Source organism: Arthrobacter sp. 01T425 (genome assembly GCF_056398725.1).
On sequence record NZ_JBFTPY010000002.1, the window covers coordinates 232,256 to 256,677 of the forward strand.

Here is a 24,422-nt window from a genome sequence, read left to right on the forward strand (position 1 = left end):
CCCGACCCTGCCGCGCCTTTGAGGCCTTAGAGGAGGCTGCGAAGCACGTGCGCGGCGCCGTCGTCGTAGACCGATTTCGTCACTTCGTCAGCGGCGGCAATCACCTCAACGGGGGCCTGGCCCATGGCCACGCCGCGGCGCGCCCAGGTCAGCATCTCGATGTCATTGCGGCCGTCGCCGACGGCGACAGTGCGGTGCGTTTCGATGCTGAGCCGGTCGCGGAGCTGTTCCAGTGCACTGGCCTTCGTGACACCGGCAGCGGCGATGTCCAGCCACGCCGTCCAGCCCACCGAGTACGTGACGCCAGCGAGCCCGATGTGGCGGATCGCGGTGTTGAATTCTTCGGGCGTGTTCTCCGAACTGAAGACCACCACGCGCACGGCGGTTGCCTCCAGCATGGTCTGGAAGTCGACGCCGACCGCTTCGACGCCGAAGCTGGCGTCCTGGAAGCGTTCCGTGGACAGGAAGTTACCGTCCCCGTCCTCGAGCGCGTACTTGGCCGAGGGCAGCCGCTTGCGCAGCGCGCGAAGGACCGGCCCGGGGTCAAACGTTGCCTTGTGGAGGATTTCGTAGCCCTCGGGCAGGCCGGAGTCGACGCGCAGGATCACACCGCCGTTGGAGCACACGGCGTAACCGTTCTCGATCCCGATGTGTTCGATGACGGGCAATGTGGCGTTGAGCGAGCGGCCGGTCGCGATCATGACGTGGTGGCCTGCGGCCACCACGGCCTGGGCGGCCTCGCGGACGGGAACCGACATGTGCCCGTCGTGGTCCACGAGGGTGCCATCGACGTCCAGGGCGATCAGCATCTTGTCGCCGGCCCGGTTCCGGGAGTTTCCCACCCGGGCCGCGCTGGCCGGGGCCGCCGTGTTCTGGTCTGTCGTGTTCTGGTCTGTCGTGTTCTGGTGTGTGGTGCGCCGGTCATCGTTGCCGGCGACTGAGGATTCAGTCATTGTTGTCATCTCACAAGTAGAGCAGAGACCCCCGACTGCCGCTAGGACACACGCCACAGCGAGGCGTGAACTTGCGGTAAACACCCACGGAATGTCCCCGTTGTGGGCGTTTACCCGGCGGCCATCGGAGGCCTGGCTGGGGTCGGATCGGGGTTAGAGGACGGGGAAGACCGTCATGCCGCCGAGGTACTTCTGCAGGGCGGCGGGGACGTTGACGGAGCCGTCGGGGTTCTGGTGGTGCTCCAGGATGGCGACGATCCAGCGGGTGGTGGCCAGGGTGCCGTTGAGCGTGGCGACTGCCCGCGTGCCCTTGGGCGCGCCGTCCTCGTTCAGAACCCGTTCCCGGATGTTCAGCCGGCGCGCCTGGAACGTGGTGCAGTTCGACGTCGAGGTCAGCTCCCGGTATGCGCCCTGGGTGGGGACCCAGGCCTCACAGTCAAACTTCCGGGCCGCGGAATTGCCCAGATCGCCGGCGGCGGTGTCAATGACGCGGTACGGGAGCTCGCACTTGGCCAGCATCTCCTCTTCCCATGCCAGCAGGCGGGCGTGCTCGGCGGCAGCGTCCTCAACCGTGGTGTAGATGAACATCTCCACCTTGTTGAACTGGTGGACCCGGATGATGCCGCGGGTGTCCTTGCCGTGCGAGCCCGCCTCGCGCCGGTAGCACGAGCTCTGGCCCGCATAGCGGATGGGGCCGGCCGAAAGGTCCAGGATCTCGTCGGCGTGGTAGCCGGCGAGGGCCACCTCCGAGGTGCCCACAAGGTACAGGTCGTCCTCGGCGAGACGGTAGATCTCGGCGTCGTGCTTGACGTCAAAGCCGGTGCCCTGCATGGTTTCCGGGCGGACCAGGGTGGGCGTGATCATGGGGACGAACCCGGCGTCGATCGCCTGTTCCATGGCCATCTGGAGCAGCGCCATTTCCAGCCGGGCGCCGACGCCGCGCAGGAAGTAGAAGCGTGAACCGGAAACCTTCGCCCCGCGTTCCATATCGATGGCCCCGATCAGCTCACCGATCTCGAGGTGGTCCTTCGGCTCGAAGTCGGGGAATTCGCGCGGCGTGCCCACCGTCTTGACCACAATGTAGTCGTCCTCACCGCCGGCCGGGACGCCGTCCTCGATCAGGTTCGGGATGGTCCGGAGGAGTTCGTCCTGGGCGGCCTGGACGAGATCGGCCTCGGCCGATGCCGCTTTGACGGAGGCCGCCAGAGCCTTGACCTCGGCGAGGAGGGCCTGCTTTTCCTCGCCCTTGGCCTGCGCGACCTTCTTGCCGTACGCATTCTGCTCGGCCCGCAGGTTCTCGAACCGGATCAGGGCTGCCCGCCGGGCCGAGTCCCCAGCGATGATCGCGTCCACCGCGGATTCGTCGGCGCCTCGGGCGCGCTGGCTGGCACGGAACTTGTCCGGATTTTCGCTGAGGTCTTTTACGTCGATCACCAGACAAGAGTATCCAATCCGGTCACGGTTGCCCGGCAAGCCGGCCTGCATGCGCTGGCGGGATACTGTTGGATCACAATGCGCGACTGGCTGCTCTACCTCGTCATCGCTGGGGCCCTGGTCTTTGCCGTCTCCAGCTGGTGGGGGGTGCGCCGGCTGAAGGCCAAGCACACCCGCCGTGCCGTGTGGGAGGAAACCCACAGCCCGGGCCCGGGCCGCCAGAAGGTGGCCGTGGTCCTGAACCCCATCAAAGCCAAGTCTGCCGAGGCCCGGGGCCTGATTGAGGCAGCGTGCGCGGCGGCCGGCTGGCCGGCGCCCCGCGTCTTTGAAACCACCGCAGAGGATCCCGGCTTCTCGCAGGCGCGGGCTGCGGTGGCCTACGGGGCCGACGTCGTCCTGGCCGGCGGCGGCGACGGTACCGTGCGTGTGGTGGCGGAGGTCCTCGCCGGGACGCACACCGCCATGGGCGTGATCCCGCTGGGCACCGCAAACCTCTTGGCCCGCAATGTGCATCTGGAGGTCAACGACCTCGCCGGCAACGTGCAGGCCGCCCTGTTCGGGCACCAGCGGTTCATCGATACGGCGCGGCTCACCCTGGAAAATTCCCTCACCGGGGAGTCAGCGCAACACACGTTCCTGGTGATTGCGGGCATCGGCATGGACGCCGAAGTAGTCAGCGACACCCTTGACGGCCTGAAGAGGGCGGTGGGCTGGCTGGCGTACACGGAAGCCGGGGCCAGGCACCTTCTGGGGCGCCGCAAGAAGGTCTCCATCGCGCTGGATGGCCAGCCTGAGCAGGCCCGGAAGATCCGCAGCGTCCTGTTCGCGAACTGCGGCCTGATCCCCGGGGGAATCGACTTCATCCCGCAGGCCATGATCGATGACGGGATGCTGGACGTGGTGGTGATGAGCCCGCGCAGTGCGATCGGCTGGCTGGCCATGTACACAAAGATCGTCCTGAAGCACAAGAAGGACCTGCCGGTCATGACGTATTACCGGTGCGGCAAGATCACCATCCGGTGCCCGGAACCTATGCCCACCCAGGTCGACGGCGATCCTTCCGGCGAGGCCACGATGGTCACCGTCGAGGTGGACCCGGGATCCCTGCTGGTGAGGGTAAAGGACGGCGCCAAAGGCCGCTAGGCCGACGGCGGCTGGAGCGCGCCAGGAGCGAGGGACTAGGCGCTGGCGGCCTTCTTGGCCTCTGCCGCCTTCTTCGCCTCGGCCGCAGCCTTGGCGGCCCGGGCTTCGGACTGCTCACGGATCATTGCCTGCTCCTCTTCGAAGCGCAGGCGGTCCGCGCGGTCGGCGTCGTCGCCGTCCCAGTCCTGATTTTCAGCTGTGGGCTTGGGATTGACAATCATTCCCTGGCCGTCATTTTCTGTGCTGGTGCCTGACATGACCCGCTCCCTCCCGTAGGGGAATTCCCCAATATGGATCAGGCAAGCATACGCACAGTTGGGAGGGCGTGGAAGTGCGCCATATGGCATTTGCCTACGCTCTGGGCGAAGCCCCCGGGGTATATTCCGGCACAGCAGATGCGCCGCCCAGTATGTCTTTCACCCACGCATGCGCGGCGCGGAATGCCTGGTCGGAGGTGTGCGGCGCGACGCTGGTCCGGTGGCCGTCGGCACGCTGGTAGGACCCGAGGAAGCGGGTGGCCGGGCTGATCCGGTGAAGACCTGCGAGCGCGTCGGCCACCCGGGCGTCGGCGACATGGCCGTCGGCGTCAATGCTGAAGAAATAGTGGCCCAGGTACTGCCCGGTGGGCCGGGATTCGATCCGGCTCAGGTTTACGCCGCGGGTGGCGAACTGGTCCAGGATCTCCATCAGCGCACCCGGCCGGTCCTCGGGCAGCGGCACCACGACAGTGGTCTTGTCGGCTCCGGTGGGGGCCGGCAGTTCGCCCGGGCGGCCCACCAGCACGAACCGGGTGACGGCTCCGGGGTTGTCGCCGATGTTTTCCGCCAGCACCTTCAGGCCCGGCTGCTCGGTGGCCACGATCGGGGCGCAGATCGCGGCGTCGTAGTGGGCGCCGTCGCCATCCAGCAAGCCCATGGCGGCAGCGGCGGTGGAAGAACCGGGAATGTATTCCGCATTGGGAATATTAGAGTCCACCCAGAGCCTGCACTGGGCCCAGGCGTGGCCGTGGGTGGAGACGCGCCGGATGTCCCCGAGCGCCACGCCGGGCCTGGCCACCAGGACGAAACTGATGGGCACCAGAGCCTCCCGGAGGATCCGGAGTTCCTGGCCGGTGGCGATGGCGTCGAGGGTGGCGGTGACCCCGCCCTCGACCGAGTTTTCGATCGGTACCATGGCCGCATCGGCGGAGCCGTCCCGCACCTTGTCCAGCGCCGTGTTCACATTCGAGGACGGAATGCGGATGGCCTCCGCCGCGTCCGGGACCTGCATCAGGGCCGCTTCGGTGAAGGTGCCCTCGGGTCCGAGGAATGTGTAGGTGAGCGTCGGTGCGGGCATCAGTTCTTCCTTCTTCAGTTACAGGACAACCGGTTTGAGGCCGTTGTCGGACACCAGCGGCATGCCGGTCTCAACCCACTGGTCCATGCCGCCGGCCACATTCACGGCGGAATATCCCATTCCGACCAGCCACTGGGTGGCCCGGAAGGAGCGGCCGCCAGTGCGGCAGATGACGTAGACGTCCTCGTCCGGGTCCAGCTCCTCGATCCGGGCCGGCAACTGGTCCATGGGAATGTGCAGGGCACCCTCGGCGTGGCCCGCAGCCCACTCATAGTCCTCGCGGACGTCCACGATCTTGGCACCATCGGGGATGCCAGACACGCTTACGCTCTGGAAGTCGCTCATGTTGACCCTTTCCGCAGAATTCAAGCTCCGATCCCAGCGTATCCCCCGCCGCTGGCACCGCACCCCCGCTGGCGGCACGTTACGCTTCTGGGGACCGCAAAGGAGACCTCATGGCTGCCGAACACCCCGCGGAGCGGCCGGTCCGCGGCCCCCGCCACGGGACATGCCCTCCCCTGGCCGCGCGCGCTGGGCATGATGCCAACGTGTCCTTCCGCCGGTCCCAGGAAGGGGCATGTCCCCCGGGCAGCCGGCCCTCGCGGCCCCAGGTACGGCCGGAGTCCCGCCTCCTTGGCTGAAATCCACGAACTCTCCGCCGTCGAGCTCCGCGATGCGCTCCGTTCCGGGGAACTGTCCGCCAGGGCCGCCGCCGATCATTTCCTGGACCGGATCGAAGCCGAGAATCCGCACCTCGGTGCCTTCATCACGGTCACCGCGGAACAGGCGCGGAAAGACGCCACGGCAGCTGACCGGCGCTACGCCCTCCGGAGCCGGAACGGCGGCGCCTTGCCCCTGCTGCACGGAATGCCGGTCGCCTTCAAGGACCTGACGGATGTGGCCGGGGTCGTCACCACGCATGGAAGCGCGGCCCTGGAACGCAAGCCGGCCTTGGCCGACGGCGCAGTTCCCGCCGCGCTCAAGGCCGCCGGGGTCCTCTCGCTGGGCAAGACACAAGTCCCGGAGTTCGGCCTGACCGCCTACAGCGAGAACCGGATCGCCCCGCCGTCGCGCAATCCGTATGCACTCAGCCGCAGTTCGGGCGGCTCCTCGGGCGGCAGCGCTGCCGCGGTGGCCGCGGGGCTGTTGCCGTTCGCCCCCGGGTCCGACGGCGGGGGCTCCGTGCGGATCCCGGCCGCGGCATGCGGACTGGTCGGGTTGAAGCCCGGACGTGGGCTTCTGCCGGCCGGGGAAAGCTCGGGCGATCCCGCGCAGCTCGTGGTTGCCGGACCGCTCGCCCGCTCCGCCGCCGACGCCGCGCTGCTGCTGGATGCTCTGGTGCCGGGCCCGGACAATCAGGGTGCGGGCGAACAGGGTGCGGGCGTTCCGGGCATGGGCAGCCGGACGCACGCCGGCTACCTCGAACTGACCGCCAGGGAGCCCCGACCGCTGAGGATCGGCATAAGTCTCGACAGCCCGTGGCAAGCGAAGTTTCCCTTCATCCCGGACAGTGAGGCGCTCGACGCACTCGCGGACGGCATCTCGCGGCTGGAGGCGGCGGGGCACGAGACGATGGAAGCCGCGATTCGCTACGACAACCGCTACCCGGATGCTTTCACCACAGCCTGGACGGCCGGCATTGGCAGCGCGCGCATCTCGCCGCAGCGCGAGGCGCTCCTGACGCCGCTCACCAGGACTTTCCGCCGGCGGGCACAGCAGCGCAGTGCAGCCAGACTCAACGAATCCCTCGGGTTCCTCCGGCAGTTCCAGCAGGACACGATTGTCCAGTACGCCCAATGGGACCTCATAGTGACGCCGGCCCTGGCGCAGACACCCCGTCCGGTGGGCTGGTTCACGGGCGCGACCCACGGCGGAGGCTACTGGCCAACCGCGGAATGGGCGGGCGACGCCGACGGCGACTACCGCAAACAGTGCGAGTACGCTCCATGGTCATCCATGGTCAACGTTTGCGGGCTGCCGGCCATCAGCATCCCGGTGCACTGGACCGGCGGCGCCCCTGGTTCCGGCCTGCCGATGGGCATCCAGGTGATCGGGCCGATGGGCTCCGAGGGGCTCCTGCTGCAGGTGGCCGCCCAATTGGGCTTCTAGCCGTGGACCCGGCACTCACCCGTGGGCATGCCCACTCCTGACGCCGCGCAGGGGACATGTCCGGAACTCACATCGGGCACCGGACATGTCCGTCCTCCACCAGTCGGGACATGCCCATTCCGCACGCCGCGCACCGGACCCGCCCGCCCTTCACGCCGCGCAATGGACATGTCCAGCGCTCATCACGGACATGTCCGCCCGTAGCCGAGGCGGGTGGACATAATGCCATCATGTCCACGCCCGGGCGCCAAGAATGAGCATGTCCCCCGGTGAGGCCCAGGAACTCAACCAACTCGCCCTCGACGGACCGCAGCCCTACCCGCGGAAGTAGCCCGCAACGTCGGCGATGATCTGCACCGAGCCACTCGAGGTATTCGTGATCTTGACCTTGCCGTCCGGCCCCACCGGGACCACAGCGAGGTTAGCAACCGCCTGACCACGCTGGTAGGAGAGGTTCGAGGCGTTCGGCGTGGACGAGCCCGAGGCGAACGCAGTGAGGTATCCGATGGACTTGGACTCGGTGACGGTCAGGTTGACTACCACGGCGGCCACGGTGGTGGGAATCCCCTTGACGCCGCGCACGTGGACAGTGACTGAACCGCCCGCCGCGACGGGGCCGGAGGTGACCCGCGTGTCCAGGAACCGCGTGGGGCTCCAGGCTCGCAGGGCCCCTACCTGTGTAGGTTTGCCGGGTAGGAAGTACCCGGTGACGTCTGCGATGATCTGTGCCGATCCGGACGACGTATTTGCCACCGTCACTTTCCCGTCGGTCCCGACGGGAACCACAACACCGTTGGACACGGTCTGTCCCGCGGAGTAGTTCAAATTGGAAGTGCTTGGCATCGGGGACCCCGTGGCGTAGGCGGTCAGGTAGCCGAGCGACTTCGTCCCGAATGCCGTGATTCTCAGGACCACCGCCGAGGCATTGGCCGGGATACCCGTCGTGCCGCCGGCTTTGAAGGACACCGTCCGTCCGCCGGCGACGGCCCCGGAGGAGGAACCCGTGTCCAGCAGCCGGGTGGGCTTGACGGCACTGAAAACGCCCGGCGCTGTCGGTGTGCCGTCATGGAAGTACGCAGACACATCGGCGATCAGATGCACGGTCCCGGACGAGGTGTTGGTCAGGGTCAGCCGGCCGTCGGTGCCAAGCGGGACCATGGCGAGGTTGGAAACAGTCTGCCCCGCAACATAGTTCAAGTTCGGGGTGTCCGGTTTGGATGTCCCGGAGGCATAGGCGGTGATGACGCCGGACGACGTCGCCGAGGTCACCGTCAGGTTCACGGCGACCGCGGACGCATTCGCCGGTACGCCGCGGACGCCGGCGACGCGGAAAGTTACCGACTTGCCCGCTGCCACCCGGCCCGGCCAAATCCTGGTGTCCAGGAATCGTGTTGGGTCGATGGCGATGGCCCGGCCCGCACAGTTGGGCACGCTGAGGGCCGGTGTGGCGATCGGCGACGCCCGGGTGTTCGCGATCGCCTGCCAATACGCGGCAAGAAATGCCCGCCCCAGGTATTCGACCCCCGTCCGCGAGAAGTGGGTGGAGTCCCCCGGGTTCAGGGCGCAGGCCATCGATGGCGCGAATCCTGTATAGGCCACGCGGTCTGGGGTTTGGTAGTGGCTCTTGTCCACGTTGGCCCGGCCAGGCACACTCGCTATGCTTTCCGGCGACATGCGTCCCACGACAAAGGGCAGCGTCGGCGCGGACAGCCGACTGCGGAAGAAGGCAATGAGTCGGTCCAGGCTCGCACTGTATATGGCGGTGGTTGTGGCGGAGTTACTCTCGCCCTGGTGCCACAGGATCCCTTTGAGGTCCACCGCGTACCCGGCCGCCTTCGCCGCCGCAATACCGCTCAACGTCTGCTTGACCGCCAGCGCGGGCAGGTCATAGCCCGGCGCGGAAGCCGCCCCGACTGACCAGGTCAATGTCCCCGGCGCTGCCGTGAATGCGGTGTCGCCGTGTGCCGCGGGGATGATGAGGACTCCGACGTCGGCGGGCTGGGTCTTCAAATACTCCCTGGCCATCGTCGTCGCCGGAGAAATGCCGCTGGGGGTGTCGAGCATGTCAAGCGGGACGGAGGCCGAACGGAACGTGCGGGTTTTCGCTCCGTACTGGAAGATACGCGGGTCTGCCGCCGTGTCTGCCAGGCCGAGGACGGGAACGCCCCGCCCCGACATGTTCGATTGACCGACCGCGAGAAAGACGTGAAGAGTGGTGATGGCCTTTGCGGCCTGCGCCGGCACCATGCCCGCGATCATCAGCACGCATACCGACAGGCCGATCAGCAACCGGTGAAACCGCCGGTCGTGGACCGACGTCGCAGACCTTCCCGGCGGTTCCGGGGCCCAGTGCCACCGGGGCAACAGCCGCAGGATAGAGGCCGTTGTTGAGGAGGGCACTGTCATCACTGCCGGCTCTGCCGAGTCCGGGGGACGGCAGAGCTTTCCCCAACCAGCCATGGTTCACACTTTGGCGCAGTCACCTTGAGGTTTTCTTGCCCGCGGCGGTGGCTGGCTGCCCTCCGCGAAACCGCCGCACCCCCAGCCACCCCAAGCCCGCGGCCGCCGTCGGACCTCCCCAGCCCCCCAAATGGACGCTGGCGGCGGCAGGCGGCTATCGTTCACTCAAACCCGACCAGGCCGCGAAAGAGGATCGATGAAGATCACCGGTGCAGTACTTGAGGAAATCGGCCGCCCCCGCCCTTTCGCGGAGTCCAGGCCGATCAGCATCTCCGAGCTGGAACTGGCGGCTCCCGGGCCCACCGAGATCCTTGTCCGGATGGAGGCCGCCGGAATCTGCCATTCGGACCTGAGCGTCGTCGACGGCAACCGGGTCCGGCCCGTTCCCATGCTGCTGGGCCACGAGGCCGCGGGCCGCATCGTGACGGTCGGTTCCGGCGTCACGGACCTGCAGCCCGGCCAGCGGGTGGTCATGTCCTTCCTGCCCCGCTGCGAGAACTGCGCGAACTGCGCCGAGGACGGCCGGCTGCCCTGCACGGCAGGGTCCAAGAGCAACAACGACGGGACCCTGCTGCACGGATCCCGGCTCCTGAGCCGCGACGGCGAGCCCGTCCACCACCACCTTGGCGTCTCAGGCTTCGCCACCCACGCCGTCGTGGACCGCGCTTCCGCCGTGCCGGTGGACGACGACATCCCCGCGGACATCGCGGCGGTGCTGGGCTGCGCCGTGCTGACCGGCGGCGGCGCGGTGCTCAACGCGGCCCGGCCCCGCCCGCAGGACAGCATCATGATCGTCGGCCTCGGCGGGGTGGGCATGGCGGCGCTCATCACCGCCGTCTCGCAAGGAATCTCGCGGATTGTCGCTGTGGACACGCTGGAGCAGAAACTCGATCACGCCCGCCGCCTCGGCGCCCACGAGACATACACCCCGCAGCAGGTCCTCGACGCCGGGGTCAAAGCCAGGTTCGTGATCGAGTGCGCGGGAAATTCCCGCGCGTTCGAGACCGCTTTTGCCGCCACCTCCCCCGGCGGCACCACCGTCACGGCGGGACTGCCCTCCCCCGAGGCCCGCGCCCAGCTGGCACCGCTGACCGTCACCGCCGAAGCCCGGACGATCGTGGGCAGCTACCTGGGCTCCGCCGTCCCGTCGCGGGACATCCCGAGATACGCCCAGTTGTGGCGGGACGGGAAACTGCCCGTCGAGGAGCTGATCTCGGACCGCATCGCCCTGGCCGATATCAACCGGGCCATGGACCAGCTGGCGGACGGCCTCGCCATCCGGCAGATCATTATGTTCGACGCCAGCGAGCCCGCCCAGGAGCCCGCCGACGAGCCCGTCTAGGACACAGCCGCCCAGCCCGGAACGCCCCGCGAAACCGGCGGAAAGAGAGGCAAAACACGGCCGCGGTTGCTTGCCTCGAGCCTGCTCGAATGTGACAATCGCGCGTCACAATGTCACCATTAAGTAAATGAGCACAACTCATTTATCCAATCCCCCCGCTATAACGCCGGGCGATCCCTCGTTACGTCCCCCCACCAAGACACCGGGCGACACCTCGTTTTTTGGCCACCCAAAGATGCTGGCCAGCCTTTTCTCCGTAGAGATGTGGGAGCGCTTCTCCTTCTACGGAATGCAGGGGATCCTCCTTTACTACATGTACTTCACGGCTGCCCAGGGTGGCCTTGAGATTCCACAAGCTTTGGCGGCCGGCCTCGTCGGCGCCTACGGCGGCGGCGTCTACCTCTCCACAATCCTCGGCGCCTGGCTCGCGGACCGGCTCTTCGGGTCCGAGCGGGTGCTGTTCGGCGCGGCCGTCCTGATCATGGCCGGCCACATCGGGCTGGCACTCGTGCCCGGCATACCCGGCCTGATCGCCGGACTGGTGCTGGTGGGCGTCGGCTCCGGCGGCCTGAAGGCCAATGCCACCGCCCTCGTCGGCAGCCTGTATGGGGAGAAGGACGAACGCCGCGACGCCGGGTTCTCCATCTTCTACATGGGCATCAACGCCGGTGCGCTGATCGGCCCGCTGGTCACCGGCTGGCTGCAGGAAAGCCAGGGCTTCCACTGGGGCTTCGGCGCCGCCGCCGTCGGCATGGCCATTGGCCTTGTCATCTACTCGCTGGGCCGCAAGAAGCTGCCCGAAGAAGCACACCGGGTACCGAACCCGCTCCCGGCCGCCCAGCGCACCCGCTACGGCCTCGTCTTCGCCGGCATCGCCGTGATCATCGCCGTGCTGCTCGTGACCGGCACGGTGAACGCCGAAAACCTGGCCATGTCCATGGCCTACGCCGCAATCGGCGCGTCGGTGCTGTACTTCGCGCTGATCTTCAGCAGCAAGAAGGTCACCCCCACCGAGCGCGGACGGGTCGCAGCGTTTATCCCGCTGTACATCGCCTCCGCGGCGTTCTGGGCCCTGTTCCAGCAGCAGTTCACCTTCATCGCCGTGTACTCGGAGGAGAAGCTGGACCGGAACCTGTTCGGCTGGGAAATGCCTGCCGCCTGGGTCCAGTCCATCAACCCGGTGTTCATCATCATCTTCGCCGGCATCATGGCCGCCCTCTGGACCCGGCTCGGCCGCAAGCAGCCCGGTTCGGCCCTGAAGTTCTCGATCGGCCTGTTCGTGATGGGCCTTGCTTTCCTGGCGTTCATCCCGCTGGCCGGCGGTGGCAAGACCCCTCTGCTGGCTCTGGTTGGAATCCTGCTTCTGTTCACGCTTGCAGAGCTGTTCCTTTCCCCCATCGGCCTGTCTGTGACCACCAAGCTGGCGCCCAAGGCCTTCCACACCCAGATGGTGGCACTGTTCTTCCTCTCGGTGTCCCTGGGCACCACCCTGGCCGGCATCCTGTCCGGCCTGTACAACCCGCAGGACGAGCTGCCCTACTTCATCGGCATCGGCGGAACCGCAATGCTGCTGGCTGTGGGCCTGGCGGTCGCCTCACCGGCGATCAAGAAGCTCATGGGCGGCGTACGCTGACCCGATGAGCACCGCACATCGCGTTCCGGTTGCTTCGCGCGTCTACACCCCCGCCCCCGGCGAGGCGTCCGACGTCGAACTCATGCCGGCAGGCGATGTCACCGACGGCGTGGTGCGGGTTGGCGGAACCATCCGCCGCCCGCACCAGCCGCAATCCCTCGCCGTCGCCGAGTACCTCGACTGGCTGGACGACGCCGGTTTTGCGGGCTCCCCCCGCTTCCTCGGCCGCGACCCGCAGGGCCGGGACGTCCTGACCTTCGTGCCGGGAGACTGCGCCGGGACGCCGCCGGAATCCTGGGTGCAGTCCGAGGACCTGCTGGCCTCCGTGGCCCGCCTGGTGCGGCGTCTGCACACCGCGTCCGCCGGCTTCGTGCCGCGGGCCCACGCGTTTCCGCCCCGGCCGGTGCGGCCAAACCCCGCCGACGCCGCCGGACTCATCTGCCACCTGGACGTGACACCCCAGAATGTGGTGGTCCGGGGCGGCCTGGCCGCGGGACTGGTGGATTTCGACCTCGCCGGACCCGCCACGGCACTTCACGATTCGCTCAACACCGCCATGCACTGGGTGCCGCTCCGCGACCCGTCAGATAGGTGGCCGGGCTGGGAAGACCAGAATCCGTTCCGCCGGCTGCGCATCTTCGCCGATGCCTACGGCTGGAGCGAGGATGAACGACGCCGGCTGCCCGGCGCCGGGATCGACGCCGCGGCGCTCAGCTACGAGCGGATGCGGCACAACGCCGCCGCCCTGGGCGGCGGCTGGGCGCGGATGTGGCAGGAGGGCGTGGGCGGCCAGATCAACCGCCGGCGCGCTTGGCTTGAGGCCAACGCGAAGCCCCTGGTGGCCGCGCTGACAACCTGACCAGGCGCGGCTCCGGCGCCACAGGGCAGACCTAGGCTCCGTACCCGCTGTTGCGCGCGGTGCCGATGACCAGTCCGAAAATGACCAGGACCAGGATGGTGACGGCGATGCCCACGTAACCCATCACCAGGCCGGCGATCGCCATGCCCCGGCCGGCCGGTTCGCGGCGCAGGGCCATGTGCCCCAGAATCACGGCGGCCAGCTGTGGGAGCAGGAAGAATCCGAATCCCACCAGTGCCGCGATTCCGCAGCACATGCTGGCGATGCTCAGACTCTTGGGCGACGGCGGCGCGCCGTAGTACGCGGGCTGGCCGTAGGCGTTGGGGCTGCCCGGCTGGGCATACGGCGACGGCTGGCCATACGGGGCGGCCGGCTGGCCGTAGATCGGGGGGTACGGGCTTGAGTACTGGCCGCGGTCAGGTGCCGCCTGGCCGGTGTAGGGCTGTTGTCCGGTGTAGGGCTGCTGTCCGACGTGGGGCTGCTGTCCGACGTGGGGCTGCTCGCCCGTGTCGGGCTGCTGGCCAGTGTGAGGCTGCTGGCCTGTGTGAGGCTGCTGGCCCGGGTAGGGCTGCTGCGGGGATTCGGGTTGCGCGAACTGCTGCGTCGCCGACGGTCCCTGATCCTGGCCGGCGGGTGGTGCCTGCCCCGGCGAAACGTCGGGTTGCTGGTCCGGGAGGCGCAGGGTCGGCTGGTAGCCCTCCGGGGTCTCGTCTTTGCCTTGTTTTGGCTGTTCAGTCATGGCTTGTCCCCTCAAGAAGTCTCTGGATCCAGAGTACCGCCGCACGGTTGGCTTGGGACCGGGCCTATTGGCGGGTTTTCTTTCGCCACAGGAGCGGGTTTGGCGCGAAACCGTGTTGCACCCCGCCCTCGTCTGGCATGCTGGTGCCATGGCTAGCCGCGCGGGCACAGTTGCCCAACCCCAAGACCTTGTTGACCTCACTGCGCTTTTGGATGCGTACTACGACATTTCGCCGGACCTCTCGGACCCGGGCCAGCGGGTGGCCTTCGGCACCTCCGGGCATCGGGGATCGAGCCTGAAGGCGTCCTTCAACGAACCCCACATCCTCGCCATCACGCAGGCGATCGTGGAATACCGGGCAGGCCAGGGCATCACCGGCCCCCTCTACATGGCCAAGGACACCCATGGCCTGAGCGAGCCCGCACAAAACTCCGCCCTCGAGGTGCTGGCAGCCAACGGCGTGCACGTCCTCATCGACGCCCGCCACGGCTACACGCCCACCCCTGCCCTGAGCCACGCCATCCTGACGCACAACCGCAATGCCGCCCCTGGCGCGCCGCAGGCCGACGGCATCGTGGTGACCCCCAGCCACAACCCCCCGGGCGACGGCGGATTCAAGTACAACCCTCCGCACGGCGGCCCCGCGGACACCGACGCCACCGGCTGGATCGCCAACCGCGCCAACGAGCTGCTGGAAAACGGCCTGCGCGGCGTCAAGCGGATTCCGGTGGCCGAGGCCCTGGCCGCCGGGACCACCGGCAAGTTCGACTTCCTGAGCAGCTACGTCGACGACCTCCCGTCGGTACTGGATCTCAACGCGATCCGCGAGGCGGGCGTCCGGATCGGCGCCGACCCGATGGGCGGAGCGTCGGTGGACTACTGGGGCGAGATCGGTGAGCGCCACCACCTGAACCTCACCGTGGTCAACCCCACCGTCGACCCGCAGTGGGCTTTCATGACGCTGGACTGGGACGAGAAGATCCGGATGGATTGCTCCTCGCCGTCGGCGATGGCGTCCCTGATCAACCGCATGTCCGACGGCGCCAAGTTCGACGTCGCCACAGGCAACGACGCCGACGCCGACCGCCACGGGATCGTCACCCCGGACGGCGGGCTGATGAACCCAAACCACTACCTCGCCGTCGCCATCGATTATCTGTACCGGCACCGGACCGGCTGGAACCCGCAGTCCGTGATCGGCAAGACCCTGGTTTCCTCATCCATCATCGACCGCGTGGCCGAGAGCCTGGGCCGCAAACTTGTCGAAGTGCCCGTGGGCTTCAAGTGGTTCGTCCCCGGGCTGCTGTCCGGAGAGGGCGCCTTCGGCGGCGAGGAATCCGCCGGTGCCTCCTTTAACAAGATGGACGGGAGCGTCTGGACCACCGACAAGGATGGCATCCTGCTGGCTCTGCTGGCCTCGGAGATCACGGCGGTGACGGGCAAATCACCGTCGCAGCTGTACAAGGGCCTCACCGACCAGTTCGGCGACCCCGTCTACGCCCGGATCGACGCGGCCGCCACCCGGGAGCAGAAGGCGGCGCTGGGCAAGCTCTCGCCGTCGGACGTCACCGCGACCGAACTGGCCGGCGAAACGATCACGGCCAAACTGACCGAAGCGCCGGGCAACGGCGCCGCGATTGGCGGCCTCAAGGTCGTTACCGAAAACGCCTGGTTCGCGGCCCGGCCCTCCGGCACGGAAGACGTCTACAAGATCTACGCCGAGTCCTTCAAGGGTACCGAGCACCTCAAGCAGGTCCAGGCCGAGGCGAAGGCGCTGGTGGACGGGGTTATCTCGTAGTTCAGCCGCCGGTGGCCAACTCGGCGCGGTCCCTGCCAAGCGTCTTTGCCTGGTAGAGGGCCGCGTCGGCCGAGATCACTGCGGCGTCGAGGCCGCCCGGGCCGGCGCCGGTGGACGCGATACCGTAGCTCACGGTGGGCAGCCGGGGAATGACTGCGGAGCCGGATTGATGGAGCCGGACGCTGATGTCGGCAGCGATTTCCCGTGCCCGGTCCGGCGTGACGCCAGGCAGCAGGAGGATGAATTCCTCGCCGCCGTAACGGCCCACGAGGTCGGTGGAGCGGACGGTGCCGGAGCAGGCCCTGGCAAAGGCCTGCAGAGCGGAGTCTCCGGCCGAGTGGCCGAACTGATCGTTGATGGCCTTGAAGTGGTCCAGGTCCGCGAGGATGATCGATGCCGTGGTGCCGGTCCGGCGCAAACGGCGCAGTTCGTTTTCGGCGAGGTCCAGGAACGCAGAACGGTTGAGCAGGCCCGTGAGGCCGTCCACGGTGGCCCGTGCCCGGAGATCCTGGGTCTGCTGTTCGTAGCTCAGCTCGGCCATGGTGAAGGAAGCAACCACGAGCGTGATCGTCGAGAAGACGGTCATGGGGACGGAGCCGAACACCAACGTGAAGACCGCACCGTCCGGTCCGTTCGCCAGGAAAGCGACCAGGCGGCCCAGGTAGAACACGGCCAGGATGCCGGCGCCCACGGCGAGGGGACGGTGGACGCGCGAGTAGTCGCGCTCGAGCAGGAACAGCTCCCGGGATGCCAGGCCGATCAACACGGCCATGAATCCCAGGTACACCGGGCCTCCCGCCCAGACGTTGGTGGCCGGGTGGCCGAGGAAGGAAGCGACGGCGGTGGCGGCAGGACCGGCCGCGAGCTGCCAAGGCCGGAGGGAGGGGGCACGGAGGGATCGTCCGCCGGCCCAGATGCTGGCGGCACCGGCGACCAGCAGGACGTTGCCGGCAGGGATGGCCCACCCCTGCTGCGCCGTACCGTCCAGCAGGTACGCGGCGTTGCCGACCAGGAACAGCAGGAGCGCCATGCACCACCAGCCGCTGTAGTGCGACCGGGTGCGCCGGAACGTAATGAAGTAGAAAAGCATGAGCAGTGTGAGGTCGACAAGCGCCAAGGCAACCCGCAGTGTCGCGGCGTCAAGCATCATTTAGTGGTCCCCCCGGTCCGCTGTGACTTGCCCGAAATACTCACTTCGTCTTCGAATAACCCTCGAATAGCTGCCGAAGTTGACCCAAGTATGGCACCCGGCCCGCAGGAATCCAGCGCCGGCGTCGCGGATATGACGCCGGGCCCTCCCAAGACGCCGTTCTGGCGCCTCGCCTACGCCTGGCCGGCGGTCCACAACTTCAGGATCCGGCGCGTGGCGTGCCCGCCGTCGGGCGCCATGTCCACGAGCGCTATTCGGTCAAGCGCGAACGTGTCGCCCTGCCGGAGCCGTTTGTCGCCGTGGTGCGAGACGTGCGGCCGGTACCCCTCCAGGGTGTAGGCAGGCGTGGAGATCCGGCCGGGCAGCTGATCCACGATCCGGACCAGCTTGTTGTGGAGGACCTGCAGCTCGTCGCTGGGTTCAATCAGGTTGACCGGGATTGACCCTGCGCGCCCGAACCCGGCTTCGCCGCCCACGCTGATCCGGCAGCCCAGGGCAGCGGCCACCGGGTCCGCCATGAGGGCGGCGATGTGGCCGGCGAGCGGATCGCCCGCGGCCGGCGGCGTGCCCGGCGCGGGTTCGGCGCGGGCTTCCTGGCCGGGTTCGACGACGTCGGACTTCACGACGCCGGCCTTGACCACGTCGAACTTGACCAGGGTGAGATGCAGCGGCCAGTCATCCCGGGGAAACTCGAGCCCTTCGGCTACTGGTTCCACGAAGGCCACCGCGATCAGGTTCCGCATGGGAAAAGTGTGCCACGCCGCGGCGCCTCCGGGGCCGGGCGGGCGCCGCAAACTCACAGTGCCGGCGGCGACGGCGCGGACTAAAATGGGAAGTGGCCTTGGATGTGGGCCTTGCGCTGAACCGCAGAATCGCATCCCGCGTGCCTCCGGCCTGTCCCCCATGGTGCCGGAGGCACCTCCGCGGGAGGACAGTGCCGCAGGCACCTCCGCGGGATTACAGTGCCGGAGAACGGCGCCGCAGGCTGTTAGACGGTGCGGACGACGTCCTCGTAGGCGAATTTCGGCTTGGCTTCGCCCCAGGCGTCTGCCCCGGGCTGGCCGATGTTGACCACCAGGAAGCTCTTCTGGCGCCCGTCGGGGAAGAACGCAGCGTCGATCTTGGCGAAGTCGGCACCGGTCATGGGACCTGCCGCGAGGCCCAGGGTGCGGACCGCGAGGATGAAGTAGCCGGCCTGCAGGTGGGCGTTGTTGTTGCCCGTGGCCGCGGCGAGATCCGGCGCGGCGTCATACATGGCCTTGGGGGCGTTGTAGCCGGGAAGGAACGCGTCCCACTGGTCCTGCCACGCGGTGTCGTAGCTCAGGACCGCGACGAGCGGCGCTGATGCCGTCTTGGCCCGGTTTCCGGCGGCCAGCGCATCAACAAGCGTGGCGCGGGCTTCGTCGGAGCGCACGTACGTAACGCGCAGCGGCTGGGAGTTGAACGCCGTGGGGCCGAACTTCGTCAGTTCGTAAATCGCGCGGGCCTGCTCGTCGGTGACGTCGCCGGTGAAGGCGTTCGCCGTGCGGGCTTCGGCAAAGATGGCGTCGACGGCGGCTGCCTCGATTACTGCTTCATCGTGGGCGAGTGTCATGGGCATCCCTTTCGCTGGGCCGGCGCACTCTTGGGCGGCCGGCGTCTCCTGCTGTCAATAGTTGCAACTTCAACGGACGGCGCCTGCTTCCCGCTGCGCCCTGTGACCTCGGGCACACCGGCCCGGCCCGCAGCACGCCGGCCCGACGGGACGGCCGGTAAATGCTGCGCGGTAAAGTTGCTCGGGAAGATTCCTTCCCGCCCGCCCCACATTCTCTGAAAGGCTCCCGGCATGAGCATGCTCGGCACCAAATGGAAGCTCCACGGCAACGGCAAGTCCGTCCGCCCCGGTGAGGTCGTCAGGCCGGATGAGCGGCTCACCTGGCCCCTGACGGTAGGGATCGGGATGCAGCATGTTGTGGCCATGTTCGGTGCTACCTTCCTGGTCCCGATCATCACGGGAATGCCGCCAGCCACCACCCTGTTCTTCTCCGGCATTGGCACGCTCCTGTTCCTGGTCATCACGCAGGGACGGGTGCCCAGCTACCTCGGTTCCAGCTTCGCGTTCATCGCGCCGATCATGGCTTCCCAGCAGCAGTTCGGCGTCCCCGGGGCACTCGGCGGCGTGGTCCTGGCGGGCGCGACCCTCGCCGTCGTCGGCGCCGTAGTGCAGAAGTTCGGCGCCGGCTGGATCAACCGGGTCATGCCGCCGATCGTGACCGGCGCGATCGTGGCGCTGATCGGCCTGAACCTGGCACCCGCGGCGAAGGCCAACTTCGACCAGGCCCCCGTCACCGCCTTCATCACCCTGGCCGTCATCATCGTGGTCAGCGTGCTGTTCCGCGGCATGCTGGGCCGGCTGAGCATCCTGGTGGGTGTCCTGGTGGGCTACCTTGTTGCGATGATCCGGGGCGAGGTGGACTTCTCCAAGGTGGACAGTGCTGGGTGGGTGGGCCTGCCGCATTTCCAGACCCCCGAATTCCACCTGGGCGTCGTGGGCCTGTTCGTGCCGGTCGTACTGGTGCTGGTGGCAGAGAACATCGGCCACGTGAAATCCGTGTCCGCCATGACGGGGCAGAACCTCGACGGCGTCTCCGGCCGCGCGCTGCTGGCCGACGGCGCCGCCACCGTACTTGCCGGTCTTGGCGGCGGGTCCGGGACGACCACCTACGCCGAGAACATCGGCGTCATGGCCGCCACCAAGGTGTATTCGACGGCGGCGTACTGGGTGGCCGGCGGCTTCGCGGTGATCCTGAGCTTCTCGCCGAAGTTTGGCGAGCTTATCGCCACCGTCCCCGCCGGCGTCCTGGGCGGCGCGGCCACGATGCTGTACGGCATGATCGGCGTGCTGGGCGTGAAAATCTGGGTCCAGAACAGGGTGAACTTCTCCAACTCGATCAACCTGACCACGGCCGCCGTCGCCCTTATTGTCGGGATTGCCGACTACACCTGGACCATCGGCGACTTGAAGTTCACCGGGATTGCGCTCGGCTCGGCCGCGGCCTTGGTGATCTACCACGGCATGAAGGCGATCGCGAAGGTGCGCGGCACGGTGGCCGAACCGGAAACCGAAGATCCCGCGCCGGCCGCGGCTTCGACGGCCGCGGTCAAGGCAGCCGTCAAGCGCTCCCCCAAGAAGCGCCGCTAGAGAACGCCGCCGGGAAGCGCGCGGCGAGCGGGCAATCCCGCCCGACGAGAAAGGCCGGACTCCGCCCAGGGGCAGGAGTCCGGCCTTTTCGCTGTCACGGCCGGCAGCGCCGGTGGCGGCGGGGCGCGACGGGCCCGGGCCTAGCCGGCGTCGAAGGCGTCCTTGTCATCGTCGCGGTCCTTCGGCGACTTGTTCTCCGGCAGGTCCGTCCCGGAGCCGTCCGGCAGCCCCGCCGCGTCCTGTCCGGACTCAGAGGAGAAGGGCCGCCCGGCGTCGGGCTCTTCCGTGTTGGCACCGTCCATCTCCGCTTCCGACGACGGCACTGCCGCCTCGGAATTCTCCGAGGCGTCCGGGTCGAAGCCGGGGGTTGCGCTGGCGTTTTCTGAACTCATTTGTTCCTCCGCTCCTCCGAAGCGTCCTGCTCCGGGTTCTCCTGCACTGTCTTGGTCTTCTGCACCGAACTGGCTCAGGTCCGGCGCGCCGGCCGGATACGTCTCGCCGTCGGGGCTGTCCTGGTTCAGCCCGGCGGCGTCGAAGGCCTCCTCCTCGCGGGGCTGGGCAAATTTCTTCCCATCGCCGCCCATCTCCTGCTCGGCGGTCGGCGTGCCGTAGCCGCCCGCTTCCTCGGTGAGGGACTTGGGATCCTGCTGGTTTTCAGTCATGTCATTCCTCCTGGTACTGGAAACTGGTGCTGGAAATGGGACTAGCTGGCAGTGGACGGGTCCGGAGCGGGTTCAGAGACCCTTGCCTCCGGTGACCGGAAGCACGGCTCCGGAAATGTAGGAACCGTGGTCGGAGGCGAGAAGGACATAGGCGGCCGCGAGCTCCGCCGGCTGCCCCGCCCGCTGCAGGGGCGTGTCCTGGCCGAAGGACAGGAGCTTGTCGGGCCATTCGGTGGCCGGAATCAGCGGTGTCCAGATGGGACCCGGGGCCACGGCGTTGACCCTGATCCCCTTGGGCCCGAGCTCCTGGGCCAGGGCTTTGGTGAAAGCCACCTGGGCCGCCTTGGTCATGGCGTAGTCAATGAGTTCCGGGGACGGGTTGAAGGCCTGGATTGATGCAGTGGTGATGATCGACGCTCCCGCTTCCAGATGCGGGACCGCGGCACGGGCCGTCCAGAGCAGGGAGTACAGATTGGTTTTGAAAACTCGATCAAACTCTTCGGTGGGCAGTGATTCGAAGCTCTCGCGGTTCTTCTGGTAGGCCGCGTTGAGCACCAGGACGTCGAGGCGCCCGAATTCGGCCAGCGTCGCCTTCACGATGTCCGCCGCGAAGTCCTCGCTGCGGCCGTCGCCGGGGAGCAGCAGGGCCTTGCGGCCGGCCTTTCGGATCCACTCGGCGGTGTCCTGCGCGTCGTCTTCTTCCTCCGGCAGGTAGGAGATGGCGACGTCGGCCCCCTCACGGGCGAAGGCGATTGCCACCGCCCTGCCGATCCCGGAGTCGCCGCCGGTAATCAGGGCGGCCTTGCCGCTCAGGGCACCGCTGCCGCGGTAGCTTTCCTCGCCGTGGTCCGGCTTGGGCTCCATGGGCGCGGTGAGGCCGGGCTGCTTCTGGACCTGTTCCGGGAACGGGCCGGAATGGTAGCCGGCGCGCGGATCGCGCGGCTGTTCGGGCTGCTTGGGCTGATCCTGCCGTTCGCTTGAGTCGCTCATAGTCCGCCTAACAACGTGTCGGTTTCCAGGATGTTCATCGGTCCCATGGGGCCTGGGCCCGCTGAATCCATCCCAGCGAAGTAATCAGTTTCTACCCTAACCACAATATCGTCAGCAAGCTTAGTACCAACTTGTTTTTGGCAACTCTCAAGCCTAGGTTGAGGGTGGGGCCGCGTGCTGCGGCGGGTTCCCTTGGTTTGAGGATTTTGCGGAGGAGTACCGATGACTGGCCCAGTAGCGCCGAAGAACGACGGCAGGGACGAGTCCCTTGCCGAGCGGATGGACCGCAACTGGGTCGAACTGCTGCAGGAACTGCGCGTACTCCAGACCGGCGTCCAGATTCTCGCCGGCTTTCTCCTGACGCTGCCGTTCCAGTCGCGCTTCGAGACGCTCGATGACTACCAGACCCGCCTGTATCTCGCCAACGTCGTCCTGGCCGCCCTGACCACGGCCACGATCCTGCTGCCCGTGAGCGTGCACCGCCGGCTGTTCCGGCAAGGGCTGAAGCAGGCCCTCGTGAGCAGCGCGGACATCATCGTCAGGTTTTCGTTGACCGGGGTAGGTCTGCTGAGCGTGGGCACCACCTCACTCATCTTCGATGTCACCGTAGGCCGGACGGCGGGCTTGATCGCCGGCGTCGGACTGCTCGCCGTGCTGGTGCTGCTGCTGGTACTTGTCCCTGCCTGGATCCGTCGACGGGCCCGCAAAGAGGAGTCGCTATGACAAACGTTTCACATGAGCGCCACACCGCAGGCACGGGAACCATGGGCAAGTGGGTCAAGGAACATGGACTGCTTCTGGCCAACATCGGGCTGTTCGTCGTGTTTTTCGGCGGCATGGTCCTGAGCGGGGCAAGCACCTACAGCGACGAGCAGCAGGCCCACGGCGAACCTGCCGTGACCGTCTTGCAGTACCTTGGCACCGGGAACTTCCTGGAGGCGACTTTCGAGAACTGGGAGTCGGAATTCCTGCAGATGGGCATGTACGTCATCCTCACCGTCTTCCTGTTCCAGAAGGGGTCCTCCGAGTCCAAGCCGGTGGGCCGGACCGCCCCGCAGGATGAGGATCCCCGGCAAGCAAAGCTCAAGGAGTCCACGCCGTGGCCGGTGCGGCGCGGCGGCTGGGTCCTCAAGCTCTATGAACACTCGCTTTCGCTCATGTTCCTCCTGCTGTTCCTGGCGTCGATCGCCCTGCACGCGGTTGGCGGCGCGGAGGACTACAACAGTGACCAGCAGGCGCACGGCCAGCCCACCGTGACGGTGCTGGGCTATCTGGCGACGAGCCGATTCTGGTTCGAGTCCTTCCAGAACTGGCAAAGCGAGTTCCTCGCCGTGGCGGTCCTGGTGGGCGCCTCGGTATACCTGCGCGAGAAAGGCTCCCCCGAGTCCAAACCCGTGGCCGAACCGCACTACGAGACCGGCGCCTAGACGGCAGGCCCGCCGGCACGGGCGTCAGGAAGGCGCGTCAGGCGCCTTCGAGGACCTGGCTGGTGACCCAGGTAAGGTACTTTGCGGCGTTTGCTATTGCGTCCTGGGGGCTGCCGGCGACGTCCAGCAGCTGTGCCGCGGCCACCACGCCGTGGCGGGCAAGGTCCTCCGGGGTGACGAGGATCCGTCCGGCCACCACTACCACCGGAATGCCAAGGGCCTGCGCGGCATCGGCGAGGGCGATCGGCGCCTTGCCTGTCAGCGATTGGCTGTCCATGGAGCCTTCTCCGGTGATGACCAAATCAGCCACCGCGAGTTTCGCGTCCAGCCCGGTGAGGCCGGCCACCAGCTCGAAGCCGCCTTCCAGGGCGGCCGTGCTGAAGGCCAGGAACGACGCCGGGAACCCGCCGGCCGCCCCGGCGCCGGGCACGTTGACGTCCCGGCCGGTACTCTGGCGCAGGACCGAAGCCCAGTTGCGCAGGCCGGCGTCGAGCAGTTCCACCGCATCGGCGTCGGCGCCTTTTTGCGGTCCGAACACGTGTGCCGCGCCGTCACTGCCGAACAGCGGGTTTTGGACGTCGACGGCGATCCGGAACTTCACCCCGGCCAGCCGCGGGTCGAGGCCGCTGATGTCCACGGACGCGACGTCGGCAAGCCACCCGCCGCCGAGGGGCACCACGTTGCCGGCGGCGTCCAACGGCTTGAGTCCGAGGGCGCGGAGGGCCCCGCTGCCGCCGTCGCTCATGGCCGAACCGCCTACGCCCAGCACGATTTCCGTGGCACCGGCGTCCAGTGCGGCGGCGATCAGCTGGCCGCAGCCGTAGCTGTGGGCGCGCAGGGCGTTGGCCGGTGTGGGCTCCATGTGCGCCAGCCCTGAGGCCTGCGCCGTTTCAATCACCGCGGTGGCGCCGCCGAAAGCATCCGCCCGGATGGCCCACGCGGCACCGATCGGGGCCAGGATCGGGCCGACGACCGCGTTGAGCCGTTCCTCGTAGCCGGCCGCGACGGCCGCCTCGAGGGTTCCTTCGCCGCCGTCGGCCACCGGGAACTGGATGGCGTCGGCCTCGGGGTAGACGCGGAGGGCGCCCTCGGCAATGGCCGCGGCGGCTTCGACGGCGGTGAGGGAACCCTTGAACTTGTCCGGGGCGATGAGGATGCGCATGGCTCTATCCTGCCAGCCCGGCGGCCCCGGTGTTGCTCGATCGCC

At 67.8% G+C, this 24,422-nt stretch carries 22 protein-coding genes; 9 read left to right on the forward strand and 13 right to left on the reverse strand.

What is annotated here, in order from left to right:
• Positions 1–26: 26 nt before the first annotated feature.
• The gene (locus AC1DNG_RS04900; RefSeq protein WP_476849918.1) at positions 27–962 is read right to left on the reverse strand and encodes an HAD family hydrolase; all 936 of its coding nucleotides are present in this window, start codon (positions 960–962) and stop codon (positions 27–29) included.
• A 144-nt stretch (positions 963–1,106) separates the two neighbouring features.
• Positions 1,107–2,387, reverse strand: coding sequence for a serine--tRNA ligase (gene serS, locus AC1DNG_RS04905; protein WP_476886759.1), 1,281 nt, complete (start codon positions 2,385–2,387; stop codon positions 1,107–1,109).
• A 78-nt stretch (positions 2,388–2,465) separates the two neighbouring features.
• Between serS and AC1DNG_RS04910 the strand changes: the two genes are divergently transcribed.
• Positions 2,466–3,530, forward strand: a complete 1,065-nt coding sequence (locus tag AC1DNG_RS04910; RefSeq protein ID WP_230008895.1) for a diacylglycerol/lipid kinase family protein — start codon at positions 2,466–2,468, stop codon at positions 3,528–3,530.
• 35 nt (positions 3,531–3,565) lie between these two features.
• Here AC1DNG_RS04910 and AC1DNG_RS04915 read toward each other — a convergent pair whose 3' ends face one another.
• From AC1DNG_RS04915 to AC1DNG_RS04925, 3 genes are all read right to left on the reverse strand, one after another.
• Complete coding sequence (locus AC1DNG_RS04915; RefSeq protein ID WP_018774949.1) at positions 3,566–3,787, reverse strand: hypothetical protein; 222 nt, start codon at positions 3,785–3,787, stop codon at positions 3,566–3,568.
• Between the two features lie 94 nt (positions 3,788–3,881).
• Positions 3,882–4,865 (reverse strand): prephenate dehydratase, encoded by a 984-nt coding sequence (gene pheA, locus AC1DNG_RS04920; RefSeq protein WP_223914712.1) that lies wholly within the window; start codon positions 4,863–4,865, stop codon positions 3,882–3,884.
• 18 nt (positions 4,866–4,883) lie between these two features.
• Complete coding sequence (locus AC1DNG_RS04925; RefSeq protein WP_223914713.1) at positions 4,884–5,210, reverse strand: rhodanese-like domain-containing protein; 327 nt, start codon at positions 5,208–5,210, stop codon at positions 4,884–4,886.
• A gap of 288 nt (positions 5,211–5,498) precedes the next feature.
• Here AC1DNG_RS04925 and AC1DNG_RS04930 point away from each other — a divergent pair, with 288 nt between their 5' ends.
• Positions 5,499–6,974, forward strand: a complete 1,476-nt coding sequence (locus AC1DNG_RS04930; RefSeq protein ID WP_476859517.1) for an amidase — start codon at positions 5,499–5,501, stop codon at positions 6,972–6,974.
• 315 nt (positions 6,975–7,289) lie between these two features.
• Here the strand turns inward: AC1DNG_RS04930 and AC1DNG_RS04935 are convergent, their stop codons facing one another.
• The gene (locus AC1DNG_RS04935) at positions 7,290–9,221 is read right to left on the reverse strand and encodes a sialate O-acetylesterase (protein WP_476863696.1); all 1,932 of its coding nucleotides are present in this window, start codon (positions 9,219–9,221) and stop codon (positions 7,290–7,292) included.
• A 409-nt stretch (positions 9,222–9,630) separates the two neighbouring features.
• Between AC1DNG_RS04935 and AC1DNG_RS04940 the strand changes: the two genes are divergently transcribed.
• From AC1DNG_RS04940 to AC1DNG_RS04950, 3 genes are all read left to right on the forward strand, one after another.
• Complete coding sequence (locus AC1DNG_RS04940; RefSeq protein WP_476886760.1) at positions 9,631–10,776, forward strand: alcohol dehydrogenase catalytic domain-containing protein; 1,146 nt, start codon at positions 9,631–9,633, stop codon at positions 10,774–10,776.
• A 127-nt stretch (positions 10,777–10,903) separates the two neighbouring features.
• The gene (locus AC1DNG_RS04945; RefSeq protein ID WP_218670209.1) at positions 10,904–12,409 is read left to right on the forward strand and encodes a peptide MFS transporter; all 1,506 of its coding nucleotides are present in this window, start codon (positions 10,904–10,906) and stop codon (positions 12,407–12,409) included.
• Positions 12,410–12,413: 4 nt separating this feature from the next.
• Entirely contained in the window at positions 12,414–13,268 is an 855-nt protein-coding gene (locus AC1DNG_RS04950) for a phosphotransferase (protein ID WP_476886761.1), read from the forward strand.
• A 31-nt stretch (positions 13,269–13,299) separates the two neighbouring features.
• Here AC1DNG_RS04950 and AC1DNG_RS04955 read toward each other — a convergent pair whose 3' ends face one another.
• Positions 13,300–14,007 carry a DUF4190 domain-containing protein gene (locus AC1DNG_RS04955; protein WP_476886762.1) on the reverse strand — a complete coding sequence of 236 codons (708 nt, stop codon included), beginning with the start codon at positions 14,005–14,007 and terminating at the stop codon, positions 13,300–13,302.
• A gap of 148 nt (positions 14,008–14,155) precedes the next feature.
• Here AC1DNG_RS04955 and pgm point away from each other — a divergent pair, with 148 nt between their 5' ends.
• Positions 14,156–15,805: a phosphoglucomutase (alpha-D-glucose-1,6-bisphosphate-dependent) gene (gene pgm, locus AC1DNG_RS04960; protein ID WP_476886763.1), complete on the forward strand. Its 1,650-nt coding sequence runs from the start codon at positions 14,156–14,158 to the stop codon at positions 15,803–15,805.
• Between the two features lies 1 nt (position 15,806).
• On the opposite strand, the gene AC1DNG_RS04965 is transcribed toward pgm, so the two are convergent.
• The 3 genes from AC1DNG_RS04965 to AC1DNG_RS04975 all read right to left on the reverse strand — a co-directional run bounded on the left by AC1DNG_RS04965 (position 15,807) and on the right by AC1DNG_RS04975 (position 18,549).
• Positions 15,807–16,955, reverse strand: coding sequence for a GGDEF domain-containing protein (locus AC1DNG_RS04965; protein ID WP_476886764.1), 1,149 nt, complete (start codon positions 16,953–16,955; stop codon positions 15,807–15,809).
• 173 nt (positions 16,956–17,128) lie between these two features.
• Complete coding sequence (locus AC1DNG_RS04970; RefSeq protein ID WP_476856101.1) at positions 17,129–17,698, reverse strand: hypothetical protein; 570 nt, start codon at positions 17,696–17,698, stop codon at positions 17,129–17,131.
• 245 nt (positions 17,699–17,943) lie between these two features.
• Positions 17,944–18,549, reverse strand: coding sequence for a malonic semialdehyde reductase (locus AC1DNG_RS04975; RefSeq protein ID WP_476886765.1), 606 nt, complete (start codon positions 18,547–18,549; stop codon positions 17,944–17,946).
• A 231-nt stretch (positions 18,550–18,780) separates the two neighbouring features.
• Here AC1DNG_RS04975 and AC1DNG_RS04980 point away from each other — a divergent pair, with 231 nt between their 5' ends.
• Positions 18,781–20,136 carry a uracil-xanthine permease family protein gene (locus AC1DNG_RS04980; RefSeq protein WP_476886766.1) on the forward strand — a complete coding sequence of 452 codons (1,356 nt, stop codon included), beginning with the start codon at positions 18,781–18,783 and terminating at the stop codon, positions 20,134–20,136.
• Positions 20,137–20,276: 140 nt separating this feature from the next.
• On the opposite strand, the gene AC1DNG_RS04985 is transcribed toward AC1DNG_RS04980, so the two are convergent.
• Both AC1DNG_RS04985 and AC1DNG_RS04990 read right to left on the reverse strand, forming a co-directional pair.
• Positions 20,277–20,798, reverse strand: a complete 522-nt coding sequence (locus tag AC1DNG_RS04985) for a hypothetical protein (protein WP_476886767.1) — start codon at positions 20,796–20,798, stop codon at positions 20,277–20,279.
• A gap of 72 nt (positions 20,799–20,870) precedes the next feature.
• Entirely contained in the window at positions 20,871–21,788 is a 918-nt protein-coding gene (locus AC1DNG_RS04990) for an SDR family oxidoreductase (protein ID WP_476886768.1), read from the reverse strand.
• Positions 21,789–22,010: 222 nt separating this feature from the next.
• Here AC1DNG_RS04990 and AC1DNG_RS04995 point away from each other — a divergent pair, with 222 nt between their 5' ends.
• On the forward strand, positions 22,011–22,511 hold the full coding sequence (locus AC1DNG_RS04995; RefSeq protein ID WP_476886769.1) for a DUF6328 family protein: 501 nt from the start codon (positions 22,011–22,013) through the stop codon (positions 22,509–22,511).
• Positions 22,508–23,215, forward strand: a complete 708-nt coding sequence (locus AC1DNG_RS05000) for a DUF6766 family protein (protein WP_476886770.1) — start codon at positions 22,508–22,510, stop codon at positions 23,213–23,215. The genes AC1DNG_RS04995 and AC1DNG_RS05000 overlap by 4 nt, the downstream gene beginning before the upstream one ends.
• A 37-nt stretch (positions 23,216–23,252) precedes the next feature.
• On the opposite strand, the gene AC1DNG_RS05005 is transcribed toward AC1DNG_RS05000, so the two are convergent.
• Positions 23,253–24,377: a glycerate kinase gene (locus AC1DNG_RS05005; RefSeq protein WP_476886771.1), complete on the reverse strand. Its 1,125-nt coding sequence runs from the start codon at positions 24,375–24,377 to the stop codon at positions 23,253–23,255.
• Positions 24,378–24,422 lie beyond the last annotated feature (45 nt).